This window comes from Marinobacterium iners (genome assembly GCF_017310015.1).
GTDB lineage: Bacteria > Pseudomonadota > Gammaproteobacteria > Pseudomonadales > Balneatricaceae > Marinobacterium > Marinobacterium iners.
Genome location: NZ_CP022297.1, coordinates 1096788 through 1109672, shown reverse-complemented (window position 1 = coordinate 1109672; position 12885 = coordinate 1096788). Strand labels below are relative to the sequence as shown.

16 protein-coding genes are annotated in these 12885 nt (G+C 57.1%); 11 read left to right on the top strand and 5 right to left on the bottom strand.

Going from position 1 to position 12885, the window contains the following annotated elements; all coding sequences use genetic code 11:
* The first annotated feature begins 38 nt into the window (after positions 1-38).
* Together CFI10_RS05410 and CFI10_RS05405 are read left to right on the top strand one after the other, a co-directional pair.
* The gene (locus CFI10_RS05410; RefSeq protein WP_206840372.1) at positions 39-884 is read left to right on the top strand and encodes an AAA family ATPase; all 846 of its coding nucleotides are present in this window, start codon (positions 39-41) and stop codon (positions 882-884) included.
* Complete coding sequence (locus CFI10_RS05405) at positions 884-2059, top strand: vWA domain-containing protein (protein ID WP_206840370.1); 1176 nt, start codon at positions 884-886, stop codon at positions 2057-2059. The genes CFI10_RS05410 and CFI10_RS05405 overlap by 1 nt, the downstream gene beginning before the upstream one ends.
* Before the next feature lie 15 nt (positions 2060-2074).
* On the opposite strand, the gene CFI10_RS05400 is transcribed toward CFI10_RS05405, so the two are convergent.
* The 3 genes from CFI10_RS05400 to CFI10_RS05390 all read right to left on the bottom strand — a co-directional run bounded on the left by CFI10_RS05400 (position 2075) and on the right by CFI10_RS05390 (position 4227).
* Positions 2075-3379 carry a uracil-xanthine permease family protein gene (locus CFI10_RS05400; RefSeq protein ID WP_206840369.1) on the bottom strand — a complete coding sequence of 435 codons (1305 nt, stop codon included), beginning with the start codon at positions 3377-3379 and terminating at the stop codon, positions 2075-2077.
* Positions 3380-3390: 11 nt separating this feature from the next.
* The gene (gene upp / locus CFI10_RS05395; protein WP_091825354.1) at positions 3391-4017 is read right to left on the bottom strand and encodes a uracil phosphoribosyltransferase; all 627 of its coding nucleotides are present in this window, start codon (positions 4015-4017) and stop codon (positions 3391-3393) included.
* A 72-nt stretch (positions 4018-4089) separates the two neighbouring features.
* Entirely contained in the window at positions 4090-4227 is a 138-nt protein-coding gene (locus CFI10_RS05390; protein WP_206840366.1) for a hypothetical protein, read from the bottom strand.
* Here CFI10_RS05390 and CFI10_RS05385 point away from each other — a divergent pair.
* Both CFI10_RS05385 and CFI10_RS05380 read left to right on the top strand, forming a co-directional pair.
* Entirely contained in the window at positions 4226-4786 is a 561-nt protein-coding gene (locus CFI10_RS05385; RefSeq protein ID WP_091825351.1) for a hypoxanthine-guanine phosphoribosyltransferase, read from the top strand. The two genes, CFI10_RS05390 and CFI10_RS05385, sit on opposite strands and share 2 nt — an antisense overlap.
* A 67-nt stretch (positions 4787-4853) precedes the next feature.
* On the top strand, positions 4854-5006 hold the full coding sequence (locus CFI10_RS05380) for a hypothetical protein (RefSeq protein WP_175527616.1): 153 nt from the start codon (positions 4854-4856) through the stop codon (positions 5004-5006).
* An 86-nt stretch (positions 5007-5092) separates the two neighbouring features.
* On the opposite strand, the gene CFI10_RS05375 is transcribed toward CFI10_RS05380, so the two are convergent.
* The gene (locus CFI10_RS05375) at positions 5093-5863 is read right to left on the bottom strand and encodes a ParA family protein (RefSeq protein WP_206840364.1); all 771 of its coding nucleotides are present in this window, start codon (positions 5861-5863) and stop codon (positions 5093-5095) included.
* Positions 5864-5878: 15 nt separating this feature from the next.
* Positions 5879-6928 (bottom strand): DUF2333 family protein, encoded by a 1050-nt coding sequence (locus tag CFI10_RS05370; RefSeq protein WP_206840362.1) that lies wholly within the window; start codon positions 6926-6928, stop codon positions 5879-5881.
* 256 nt (positions 6929-7184) lie between these two features.
* Here CFI10_RS05370 and aroQ point away from each other — a divergent pair, with 256 nt between their 5' ends.
* The 7 genes from aroQ to fis all read left to right on the top strand — a co-directional run bounded on the left by aroQ (position 7185) and on the right by fis (position 12884).
* Positions 7185-7628, top strand: coding sequence for a type II 3-dehydroquinate dehydratase (gene aroQ, locus CFI10_RS05365; RefSeq protein ID WP_091825343.1), 444 nt, complete (start codon positions 7185-7187; stop codon positions 7626-7628).
* A gap of 59 nt (positions 7629-7687) precedes the next feature.
* Entirely contained in the window at positions 7688-8140 is a 453-nt protein-coding gene (gene accB / locus CFI10_RS05360) for an acetyl-CoA carboxylase biotin carboxyl carrier protein (RefSeq protein WP_206840360.1), read from the top strand.
* Positions 8141-8162: 22 nt separating this feature from the next.
* Positions 8163-9503 carry an acetyl-CoA carboxylase biotin carboxylase subunit gene (gene accC, locus CFI10_RS05355; protein WP_206840358.1) on the top strand — a complete coding sequence of 447 codons (1341 nt, stop codon included), beginning with the start codon at positions 8163-8165 and terminating at the stop codon, positions 9501-9503.
* A gap of 174 nt (positions 9504-9677) precedes the next feature.
* A complete protein-coding gene (gene prmA / locus CFI10_RS05350; protein WP_206840355.1) occupies positions 9678-10583 on the top strand; it encodes a 50S ribosomal protein L11 methyltransferase in 906 nt (301 codons plus the stop codon).
* 3 nt (positions 10584-10586) lie between these two features.
* Positions 10587-11459 (top strand): DUF3426 domain-containing protein, encoded by an 873-nt coding sequence (locus CFI10_RS05345; protein ID WP_206841956.1) that lies wholly within the window; start codon positions 10587-10589, stop codon positions 11457-11459.
* A 140-nt stretch (positions 11460-11599) separates the two neighbouring features.
* A complete protein-coding gene (gene dusB / locus CFI10_RS05340) occupies positions 11600-12577 on the top strand; it encodes a tRNA dihydrouridine synthase DusB (RefSeq protein ID WP_091825329.1) in 978 nt (325 codons plus the stop codon).
* 25 nt (positions 12578-12602) lie between these two features.
* The gene (gene fis, locus CFI10_RS05335; protein WP_091825326.1) at positions 12603-12884 is read left to right on the top strand and encodes a DNA-binding transcriptional regulator Fis; all 282 of its coding nucleotides are present in this window, start codon (positions 12603-12605) and stop codon (positions 12882-12884) included.
* Position 12885: the final 1 nt, after the last annotated feature.

Sequence of the window (12885 nt, the reverse complement as noted above, 5' to 3'; positions counted from 1 at the left end):
TTTTACCAACCGACCCATAGCAACCGACAGAGAAGCCGATGAAGTTTTCAGGTACCGACCGCTACGTTGCCACCGACGATCTGCAGATGGCCGTCAACGCCGCCATCACCCTGCAACGACCGCTGCTGGTCAAGGGCGAGCCCGGCACCGGCAAGACCATGCTGGCTGAAGAGCTGGCCACCGCACTGGGCAAACCTTTGCTGCGCTGGCACATCAAGTCCACCACCAAGGCTCAGCAGGGCTTGTACGATTACGATGCCGTTTCCCGCCTGCGTGATTCGCAGCTGGGTGACGATCGCGTGCATGATATTCGCAATTACATCCGCAAGGGGATGCTGTGGCAGGCGTTTGAAGCTGACGAGCAGGTCGTACTGCTGATTGACGAGATCGACAAGGCCGATATCGAATTCCCCAACGACCTGCTGACCGAACTCGACAAGATGGAGTTTGATGTGTATGAGACCGGTGAACGCGTCCGTGCCCGTCAACGCCCCATCGTGATCATCACCAGTAACAACGAGAAGGAGCTGCCGGACGCCTTCCTGCGCCGCTGTTTCTTCCACTACATTGCCTTCCCGGACAAGGACACCCTTCAGTCCATCGTCGATGTGCATTTCCCGCAGGTTGAGCAGACGCTGGTGCGCGAGGCACTGGAAATATTCTTCCGCCTGCGCGAAGTCCCCAGTCTGAAGAAAAAACCGTCAACATCAGAGCTAATTGACTGGCTCAAGCTGCTGCTTGCTGACCGCATTCCGGCTGACGTGCTGGCCAATCAGGACCCATCCAGCGCCATGCCTCCGCTCTATGGTGCGCTGCTCAAAAACGAGCAGGATGTACACATGCTGCAGCGCCTAGCCTTCATGGCGCGCCGTGAGGCTCGCTGATGCTGATCGACCTGTTCACTCAGCTGCGCAAGGGACAGGTGCCGGTTTCCCTGCGTGAGCTGCTTGACCTGATCGGCGCACTGGAACAGCAGGTTGCCTGTCTGGACGTGAATGACTTTTACCTGCTGGCCCGCGCCTGTATGGTCAAGGACGAAAAGTACTACGACCGCTTTGACCGTGCCTTCGGGCAGTATTTTGCCGGACTGCAGGCACAGGGGGATATTACCGACGCCTTGATCCCCTCGCACTGGCTGGACAGCGAATTCATCAAGCAACTCAGTGACGAGGAAAAGGCACAGATCGAGGCACTGGGTGGTCTGGACAAGCTGCTGGACACACTGAAGCAACGCCTGGAAGAACAGGGTGAACGCCATGCCGGTGGCAACAAGTGGATCGGCACCGGCGGTACCTCTCCATTTGGTCACAGCGGCTATAACCCGGAAGGGGTTCGAATCGGTGGCGAGAGCAAACACAAACGTGCAGTGAAAGTCTGGGAGCAGCGCCAGTTCCGCAATCTGGATGACAGCGTGGAGCTGGGCACGCGCAATATCAAGGTTGCCCTGCGCAAACTGCGCAAGTTCGCCCGCACCGGCGCCGCCGACCTGCTTGATCTGGATGACACCATTCGCTCAACGGCGCGCAATGCTGGCCTGCTGGATTTGAAAATGGTGCCGGAGCGGCACAACGCCGCCAAGGTACTGCTGTTTTTGGATGTAGGCGGCTCCATGGACCCGTTCATCCGCACCTGCGAAGAGCTGTTCTCGGCTGCGCGCACCGAATTCAAGCACCTGGAATACTTTTACTTTCACAACTGCGTATACGAAAAGGTCTGGCGCGACAACCGTCGCCGTTACGACGAAGCCATACCAACTCTGGATGTACTTCACACCTACGGCCGTGATTACCGGGTAATCTTTGTCGGCGATGCTGCCATGTCGCCCTATGAACTGGTGGACCGTTTCGGCAGTGTGGAACACATGAACGAGGAGCCGGGGCAGCTCTGGCTGCAGCGGATATTGGACACCTGGGACAAGGTGATCTGGCTGAACCCCTCATCCGAGCGCTACTGGCAGTACACCCAAAGCACGCAGATGATTCGGCAGCAGGTCGAGGGTCATATGTACCCGCTGACACTGGAAGGGCTGGAGGCCGGTATCCGCTACCTTTCGCGTTGATACCGGCCGGCAGGATCAGTCGCGGGCGTGGTGTACCATGTCCTCGACCACTTCCTGCTCTTCGTGAAGATCATCATCCACCTGCTTCGACTGCGGCAGGATCAGATTCAGAATGATTGCCACCGCACCACAGAGGCTGACGCCCTGCAGGCTCAGGTCGCCCTGCCCCATTGCCATGCCACCGATACCGAACACCAGCGTGGTCGCCACAATCACCAGATTGCGCTGCTCTGCCATATCCACATGCGCCTTGATCAGGGTATTCATCCCCACCGCCGCAATGGAACCGAACAGCAGGATCAGAATGCCCCCCATCACCGGCGCCGGAATGGTCTGCAGCGCCATGCCAAACTTGGCAATGAACGCCAACGCAATGGCAACGATTGCGGCCCAGACCATGATCACCGGATTGAAAGCCTTGGTTAGCATCACCGCACCGGTCACTTCGGAGTAGGTCGTGTTGGGCGGGCCACCGAACAGCGAGGCCGCAGCGGTGGCAAGGCCATCGCCAAACAGGGTCCGGTGCAGCCCCGGCTTGCGCACGTAGTCCTTACCGGTCACGTTTGAGATCGCCAGGATATCGCCTACATGCTCAATGGCCGGTGCCAGCGCCACCGGGATCATGAACAGGATCGCCTGCCAATGGAACTCGGGCATCACGAATGCCGGCATGGCCACCCAGCGTGCTTCGGTGATCGGGCTGTAATCCACCATCCCACTAAAGTGGGCCACGGCGTAACCTGCCACCACACCCGACAGAATGGGCAGCAGGCGGAAGATGCCATGAGCAAACACAGCCACGATAAGGGTGGTCACCAGCGCACTCATGGAAACCAGCATCGCCTGCTCATAGGGGAACAGCTCAAGCGAACCATCCCCGCTCTTGCCCATCGCCATATTGACCGCAATCGGCGCCAGACCCAGGCCGATGATCATGATGACCGGCCCTGTTACCACTGGTGGCATGATTCGGTGCAGAAAACCGACCCCCTTGAGCTTCACCGCCAGTGCCAGCAGCATGTAGACACCACCGGCAGCCATCAGACCGCCCATCGTAGCCGCCACACCCCAGTTCTGTACTGAGTAGGTAATCGGGGCGATAAAAACAAACGAGGATGCCAGAAAAATCGGTACCGTGAGCCCGGTTACCAGATGAAACAGCAGTGTCCCGATCCCGGCGGTAAACAGCGCCACACTCGGATCCAGACCCGTCAACAACGGCATCAATACCAGCGCACCGAATGCCACGAACAGCATCTGCGATCCGGCCAGCATGGTGCGCCAATGCAATGCGCCTTTACGTTCAGGAACGGGTTGCATATTCGACTCTCCTATTTGGTGCCGAAAATCTTGTCACCGGCGTCACCCAGCCCGGGCACAATATAACCCTGCTCGTTCAGGCACTCATCCACTGACGCGGTAAATATATCCACATCCGGGTGTGCGGCCTGCACCTTCTCAATTCCTTCAGGGGCCGCTACCAGCACCAGCGCGCGAATACTGCTGCAGCCGGCCTTTTTCAACAGATCGATGGTCGCGATCATGGAACCACCCGTTGCCAGCATGGGGTCCACTATCAATGCCATGCGCGACTCAATGTCGCTGGCCAGTTTTTCGAAATAGGTGACCGGCTGCAGCGTTTCTTCATCCCGATAAAGCCCTACCACCGAAATTTTGGCACTGGGAACCAGTTCCAGCACCCCATCCAGCATGCCAAGCCCTGCTCGCAAAATGGGTACTACGGTAATTTTCTTGCCCTTGATTCGTTGCCCCTTGACCGGACCACACCAGCCCTGCAGGGTATACTCTTCCAGCTCCAGATCCTTGGTCGCTTCGTAGGTCAGCAAGCAACCAACCTCGGCTGCCAGCTGGCGAAAGCCGCGGGTACTCTTGTTACTGGAGCGCATCAGGCTCAGCTTGTGCTGTACCAGCGGATGGTGGATTTCATGAACACTCATGGCAGGACAACCTCATCGGCGGAGCCGCACGTTTGAACCAACGTCCGGCTTGACAAAAAATTCAGGGCAAGACTAACGAATGATCCGCCTGATGTCATCCACGCCCACGGCCTGATATTGCTCAGACAGCAAAACCTGAGTACCCTTGCTCACTTTTTTTACAATCCGGTCGCCAATGGCGGCCATTAGCCATTGCCGGAGTGGTTCCATGAGCACTATCGATTCCGAAGAGATCAAGCGCGTCTACATTGAGGCGGACCTGCTCCACAGCCAGGCCGAAGTGGAAGCGGCAATCAGCAACATGGCTGCCGACATTACCGCCGAACTTCATGACCGCGAACCGGTCATTTTTGCGGTCATGAATGGTGGTCTGGTGATTGCGGGCCAACTGCTGACCCGGCTCAACTTCCCGCTGGTGGCCAGCTACCTGCACGCCACGCGCTACCGCAACACCACATCCGGCCACGAGCTGGAATGGAAGGTGCCGCCAATGGTCGAGTTCAAGGACCGCCCGGTACTGGTAGTGGATGACATTCTGGACGAAGGCCATACCCTGGCCGAAGTGATGGACTACCTTAAGGCGGAAGGTGCTGCATCAGTACAGTGTGCCGTGCTGGTTGACAAGCGCCATGACCGCAAGGCACGCCCGGAGTTCAAGGCCGATTTTGTAGGGATCGAGATCGAGGATCGCTACATTTTCGGCTATGGCATGGACTACAAGGGTTATTGGCGCAACGCGCCTGGCATCTTCGCAGTAAAGGGGATGTAATCTACGCTTGCCATCCCGTCCTGTCTGGTTACAATGCGGGGGTACGAAGAAATTTTACAGGGTTTGCATGACGGAATTGGTCATTCTCGCGCTGTCGGCCACGGCAATTTTTACCTGGCTGCTGCGTTTGAGACGCAAATCGCTCGCCGCACGGGATAGTGCCGCTCAGCGCGACTGCGTATTCATGAGTGATGGTCGGGTTATTGCGCCGGACAAATAAGCGGTATCCGGCAATTTATCCCAGGCGATATCGACAAAACGGAGCCACAAGGCTCCGTTTTTTATGCTCTGAACAAACACAAACCGTCAAACCTTTTCCAACTCCTCGAACAGCTGCACAAACTCCTGTGTCAGCTTGTGGGCGGGAGCCATATGGATCAAAGGTTTCGCTTCGTTATGAGATTCTTTCATCTTGACCGAGGCCGACAGCCGAGTGGTTAGCACCGGCAGCGATTCGGCCAGCAGCCCTTCAACAATCTTGCGGGGCAAGGAGGCGCGGGGCTGATACTGATTCACCACAATGCCTTCCACTTCCAACCGTTCGTTATGGTCCGCCCGCGTTTCACGCACATTATTCAGCAGGTTATAGAGTGCCTGACGCGCAAACTCATCGCAGTCAAACGGGATCAGGCAGCGTTCAGCTGCAACCAGCGCCGACAGTGTAAAGAAGTTGAAGGCCGGCGGTGTATCGATATAGATGGCATCAAACGTATCCCCCAGCTCATCGAGCGCATCACGCAGTTTGTAGATCTTGTGCTTGCTCTCAAGTTTCGACTGCAGATCACCCAGCTCCGGATGTGCCGGCAGAATCGACAGCCCGGCAAAGGGTGTCGGGTGAATGAAGGCTTCAGGCGCCTTGGGCTTGAGCTGGAAACTCAGCGTCTGCTCAAAAAAACCGTAGGCATCGGTATCCGGCTGGTTGGCATCATCCCCCAACAGGTAATGGGTGGAGTTACACTGAGGGTCAAGATCAATAACCAGTGTCTTGAGTCCCCGGCTGGCACTGATCGCTGCCAAATTGACTGTAATACTGGATTTGCCAACACCACCTTTCTGATTGAATACCACTCTACGCATGAGTCTTCTCCACTCCTAACCCTGAGCCAGCAGGTCACGCAGATCAATAATGGCTGCGTTGGCCCGTGATATATAAGACGCCATCACCAGTGAGTGATTGGCAAGAAAACCAAACTCGGTACCATTCAGCACCATTGGGCTCCACAAGGTTGACTGAGTCGATTCCAGCTCACGGATGATCTGGCGCAGGCTTGCACGCGCGCCCTTGCGGTCCAATGCTTCGCCGAAATCCTGTTCGACCGCTTCGAGCAGATGCAGAAGCGCCCACGTAGTCCCCCTGGCTTCATAGAACACATTGTCTATCTCAAGCCAGGGAGTTCTGACATCAATTTCAGTATCCGACACGGTTGACTGGCGCGCCCCGGTTTCGCCTGCCAGGTCGGTATTCACGCGGCGCTGGCCAACACTGGCGCTGAGCCGTTGCGACAGACTTCCGAGCCGAGTGGAGACATCGCCCAGCCAGTCACGCAAATTGTCTGCACGGGCATAGAACTGGGCATTACTCTGGTTTTCATCCGACAGCCTGTCTGCATAATCCTGCAGCAGGTGGATCGCCTTGCGATACTCACCTTCAGTTGACGGCAGTATCCAGCTGTTGTTATTGAAGTGCAGTAGTGGTTCAGCCTTGGCCAGAGCCGGGTCCTCTGTCGATTGAGACTGGGACCGACTCATGCTTTTGCGCAGTGAGCGCCCCATATCACGCATCTGTACAAGCACCCCAAACTCCCAGGCTGGCATGTTATCCAGCCAGATGCCCGGTGGCAGACGGTCATTACTCAAATATCCCCCCGGCTTGTCCAACAGGGTATTGCCCAGAGTGATCAGCGTTGCAACCGTATGAGTACCGGTAACAGGCTTACCCGTTGTCGTCTGTGCACTTGCCTCGCGGACCACATCGAAGCGATCTGGTTCGCTGCTCCACCAGACGCCAACACCCAGTGATACCAGCAGCCAGATAATCAGCACCAGCAATACCAGCTGCAGCTTGCGCGCGGTCGCAAATCGGTCCCAGATTCCAAGCCAGATGCGCTCAAGTCGTTCCACTCGTGTCTCCTGCCATTTCATCTATTCAGGGGCCGCTGGACGCAGCCTCCATGTTGCATTGCACTATGGACAATTCGGCGGTTGCGGTCAATCGTGCAGCACGCTGACGCTGAAGCGGTGATTATCACCGGCTATCGCATATATAAGGCTAACTTCGGCAAACTCGCCGCTAACAGACGAAAATCCGACGGCCAGCATAGACAGGCATTTAACTTTCATGCACACTAGTCGACCTTGGTTTTAACCCATGGCAACTGAGTTTCGACGGGGCAAATGCATGGCACATATTCTGGTTCTGAATGGTCCAAACCTGAATCTGCTCGGCACCCGAGAACCCGGCATCTATGGCTCCACCACACTTGCCGATATCGAGGCATCGATTGTCACTCAGGCCACGGCGCTGGGACATTCAGCCGAGTGTTTCCAGAGCAATGCCGAAGCCGCCCTGATCGATCGTATTCATCAGGCACCGGCACAAGGCACCGGTTTCATTATTATCAATCCGGCCGCCTTTACCCACACCAGTGTCGCACTGCGTGATGCCCTGCTGGGCGTGGGCATACCCTTTATTGAAGTGCACCTGTCCAACGTGCATGCTCGCGAGCCCTTCCGCCAGCACTCCTACCTGTCCGACAAGGCAGTAGGGGTCATCTGCGGCTTTGGTGCTGAAGGCTATCGTTTTGCCCTTGAAGCGGCTCACAGCCGTTTGCTGCAAGGCTGAACCGCAACGGACAGGTTCGTACCCCTTAACAACATTGAATTCAGAGAAGCCTTCAAAGCATGGATATTCGCAAAGTCAAAAAACTGATCGAGTTGCTGGAAGAGTCAAACATCAACGAAATCGAGATCAAGGAAGGCGAAGAGTCTGTCCGTATCAGTCGTGGCGGCAGCCAGGTAATCGCGGCCCCCGCCCAATACGCAGCACCGGCACCCATTGCGGCTCCGGCACCCGCTGCAGCCGCCCCGGCTCCCGAAGCACCGGCCGAGGCTGCCCCCTTGGGCCATGCCGTACGCTCACCGATGGTTGGCACTTTCTACCGCTCTCCGTCTCCCACCTCAGGACCTTTCGTTGAAGTGGGACAGAGCGTGCAAGCAGGTGATGTTATCTGCATCGTCGAAGCGATGAAGATGATGAACCAGATCGAAGCTGACAAATCCGGTGTAGTCGAAAGCATTCTGGCCGAAGATGGCCAACCGGTCGAGTTCGACCAGCCGCTGATCACCATCGCCTGATTGCTGACCAAGGATTTTCACTATGCTGGATAAAGTGCTGATTGCAAACCGTGGTGAGATCGCACTGCGTATCCTCCGCGCCTGCAAGGAGCTGGGCATCAAGACCGTTGCCGTCCATTCGGTGGCTGACCGCGATTTGATGCATGTGCGCCTCGCTGACGAAGCCGTGTGCATCGGCCCTGCCCCGTCCACCCAGAGCTACCTCAACATTCCGGCAATCATCAGTGCCGCCGAGGTAACCGACTCTGTGGCGATTCACCCCGGCTATGGTTTTCTCGCCGAGAACGCGGGCTTTGCCGAGCAGGTAGAGCGTTCTGGCTTTACTTTCATTGGTCCGCGCGCCGATACCATTCGCCTGATGGGTGACAAGGTATCCGCCATCAATGCAATGAAGCTGGCGGGTGTACCAACCGTGCCGGGATCTGACGGACCCCTGCCTGACGATGCTGAAGCTGTCTACAAGATCGCCCGTCGCATCGGCTACCCGGTGATCATCAAGGCCGCAGCCGGTGGCGGTGGTCGCGGCATGCGCGTGGTGCATACCGAAGCGCATCTGGGTAACGCGGTACAGGTGACCAAATCCGAGGCCAAGGCGGCTTTCGGTGATGAAACCGTGTACATGGAAAAATTTCTCGAAAAGCCGCGCCATGTTGAAGTACAGGTACTGGCCGACGGTCAGGGCAATGCCATTCACCTGTACGACCGCGACTGCTCCATGCAGCGTCGTCACCAGAAAGTTGTCGAGGAAGCACCGGCACCGATGATTGATGAGGCCGCTCGCGCCAAGGTTCTCAAGGCCTGCGTCGACGCCTGTATCGAGATTGGTTACCGCGGTGCCGGTACCTTCGAGTTTCTGTATGAAGATGGCGAGTTCTTCTTCATCGAGATGAACACCCGCGTTCAGGTCGAGCATCCGGTGACTGAAATGGTAACCGGTGTTGATATCGTCAAGGAACAGCTGCGCATTGCAGCCGGCCTGCCTCTGTCATACAAACAGGAAGACATCAAGCTGCGCGGCCACTCCATTGAGTGCCGTCTGAACGCGGAAGACCCCAAAACCTTCATGCCCAGTCCCGGCAAGGTGACTCACTTCCATGCGGCAGGCGGTAATGGCATTCGCGTTGATTCACACCTGTACAGTGGTTACAGCGTACCGCCTCATTATGACTCACTGATCGCCAAGCTGATCACTTTTGCGGATGACCGCGAAACGGCACTGGCGCGAATGAAGAGCGCACTGGACGAAACGCTGATCGAAGGGATCAAGACCAACATTCCGCTGCATCAGGATATTGTTCGCGATACCAACTTTGCCCGTGGCGGCGTGAACATCCACTACCTTGAGAAAAAGCTCGGCCTCTGAGTCTTTCTCGACAACAGCCGGCTGAATCCGGCTGTTGTCACCCTCCCCTCTTTTTGCCTGACACTGCCAACCACCTGCCAGACACCATTGACGTGCGCTGGATCAGCAAACACCGGATTTTACCCGTCGCAGTTTTAGGACATACTACTGATATCAAACAGATGGAGTCTCTGCATGCCTTGGCTACAGATTAAAGTTGCCACTTCACCCGAGCAGGCCGAAACCTACGAGGACCTGCTGCTGGCCGCCGGCTGCGCAGCCGTCACCTATCAGGACGCCGCCGACCAACCGATTTTTGAACCTGATCTGGGAACCACGCCTCTGTGGAGCCACACCATCGTTACAGGCCTGTTCGCGGCCGAGCATGACTTGCGTGAAACATTGCAGCTACTGGCCAAGGCTCAGAAAGACGCCTTTGCCAACGCCGGCACACTGCCCGAGTTCAAGGCCGAAATTCTGGAGGACAAGGACTGGGAGCGAGAGTGGATGGATCACTATCATCCAATGCAGTTCGGTCAGCGCCTTTGGGTATGCCCCAGTTGGCGCGAAGCACCCGAGCCTGATGCCGTCAACCTGATGCTTGACCCGGGCCTTGCCTTCGGTACCGGCACCCACCCAACAACCGCGCTTTGTCTCGAATGGCTGGATGGGCAGGAACTGAACGGAGCGCAGGTGATCGACTACGGCTGCGGCAGCGGCATTCTGGGCATTGCCGCCCTGCTGCTCGGAGCGCGCCACGTCATGGCCGTGGATATCGACCCTCAGGCACTCACCGCCACCGCTGACAACCTGGCCCGCAACCAGCTGCCAACTGAACGACTCAACGCCTATCTGCCCCTTAATGCTCCCAAACTGCAGGCGGATGTTCTGGTAGCCAATATTCTGGCAGGCCCTCTGTGTGAGCTGGCCCCAACGCTTGCCGAACGCGTTTGCCCGGGAGGACGCATCCTGCTGTCTGGCCTGTTATCGCAGCAGGCAGATGAGCTAATATCCACTTACAGTCAGTGGTTTGAAATGGATGCACCGGGTGAACGCGAGGGCTGGATCCGCCTCAGTGGTACCCGCAAGCAGGAGAGCTGATCCTTGATCATAACGCGCTGCCCCAACTGTCATGCCCGCTTTCGCGTGACCGAAGGCCAGCTCAAGCTGGCCGAGGGGCAGGTGCGCTGTGGTGCCTGCCTGAGAGTTTTCAGCGCCCCCCAACACGAAGTCAGCTCGTTCAAGCCCGAGCAAAACAGCCCCGCCGACGAACACCTTGAAACCTCTATCAAGGCTGTAAATGAGCCTTCAAAGGCACGCCCGGATACCACTTCCGCTTCGACTGATATTCCGATTGCTGCAGCCGAACCTGTCAAGGCACCGCCCCCTGTCGGTATCGATGCAGATCAAGCTCGTGCAGGAAGCACGGCCGCCCTGCCGCTGATCGCGGAGCCGCTTCAGTTGGCCAAAGTCGAGGACGAACGCAATCCGATTACCACCGCCTTCCTGCTGCTGGGTATTTTGCTGACACTGGCTGTATTTCTGTCGCAGCTGATCTGGTTTGAGCGTGCTCGACTGGCTCAATACCCGCAGCTACAGAGTATTTACTCCATGTTGTGTCATCAGATCAGCTGTGATCTCGACAGTGCTCATGCGCTGAGTCAGATCCGAAACCACAGCCTGCATGTTCAACCTCACCCACGCTTCGCCGATGCACTTAAAGTTTCCATCGTACTCGAAAACATGGCCCCCTTTCCCCAGCCATGGCCGGCGCTTCAGCTGCGCTTTACAGACTTGAAAGGACGAGAAGTGGCTAAGCGCACGTTTCAGCCAGGCGAATACCTTGATACCCGCAGCCTGTCCACTGAACAGATGATGCCTGGCCAACCGATGCAGATCGAGCTGGAACTTGCTTCACCAGGACGCCGTGGTGTCAGTTACGAACTGTCCCTGCTGGCCCCGACTCACGAGCCCTGAAAACAGATCATTTTTTCATCAGAAACGGTTGGACGCAGCAAGCCGAAGGAGTATCATTGGCCGCCTTCCGAAAGTAAGCCCCCGGTTTGCCGCAACTGCAGCAAACGTGAGTTTCCTTTATCTTTCTGACAGGACGCAGCATGTTCAGGATCGGCCCATACAGCATTGACAGTCGGGTGATTCTGGCCCCCATGGCCGGGGTGACGGACCGCCCGTTCCGGCAGCTGTGTCGCCGCCTGGGTGCCGGACTCGCCGTGTCCGAAATGGTCACATCCGACAGCCGTCTCTGGCACACTCGAAAATCCAGCCTGCGTCTTGATCACACGGGTGAACCCGAGCCGCGTTCTGTTCAGATTGCCGGCGGTGATCCCGATATGTTGGCTGAGGCTGCTCGTTTGAATGTCGCGAACGGTGCTCAGATCATCGACATCAACATGGGCTGCCCCGCCAAAAAGGTATGCAACAAGGCCGCAGGCTCTGCTCTGCTGCGGGACGAGCCACTGGTACAGGATATTCTGCAGGCAGTTACCGCAGCCGTAGACGTACCGGTTACGCTCAAGATCCGCACAGGCTGGTGCCCTGACACCCGCAACGCGATTCGCATTGGCCGCCTTGCCGAGCAATCCGGCATTGCGGCACTGGCCATTCACGGTCGCACTCGGGCCGATGGCTATCGCGGAGAGGCCGAGTACAGCACTATCGCCCGAGTACGTGACGAAGTCAGTATACCGTTGTTTGCCAATGGTGATATCGACTCGCCACGCAAGGCACGGCAGGTACTCGAGCTGACCGGTGCTGATGCAGTGATGATTGGCCGTGCGGCACAGGGACGCCCCTGGCTACCCGGCCAGATTGATCATTTTCTGCGCACGGGCACGGAGCGCCCTGACCCATCTGCCCAAGAGCAAGAGCAGATTTTGACCGAGCACCTGCTGGCACTGTATGCGTTCTACGGCGACTATCTCGGCGTCAGGATCGCACGCAAGCATGTGGGCTGGTATCTGCAAACAGCAGAGGGCAACCGGGACTTTCGGCAAGATTTCAATCAACTAGAAACAGCACATGATCAGGTGAGTGCCGTGGCCGCTTTTTTTGCGTCCCGGCTGGCAGCCGCCTGATCCCTGGATTGGGTACAGAAGTACAGTGGATACCAAAGACTTGAAACAGACTAAACCCGGCACACAGACGCAGATCCCCCAACAGACCCTGCGTGACACCGTGCACCAGTCACTGACCAGCTATTTCAAACAGCTGGACGGCCAGCCTGTTACCGATGTCTATCAGATGGTTCTGTCCGAAATCGAGGCACCGCTGTTCGAGAGCGTGATGGCCTACACCAAGGACAATCAGACCAAGGCGTCAGAGGTACTGGGCCTCAACCGTGGCACCCTGCGCAAGAAGCTCAAGCAGTACGGTCTGCTGTAAC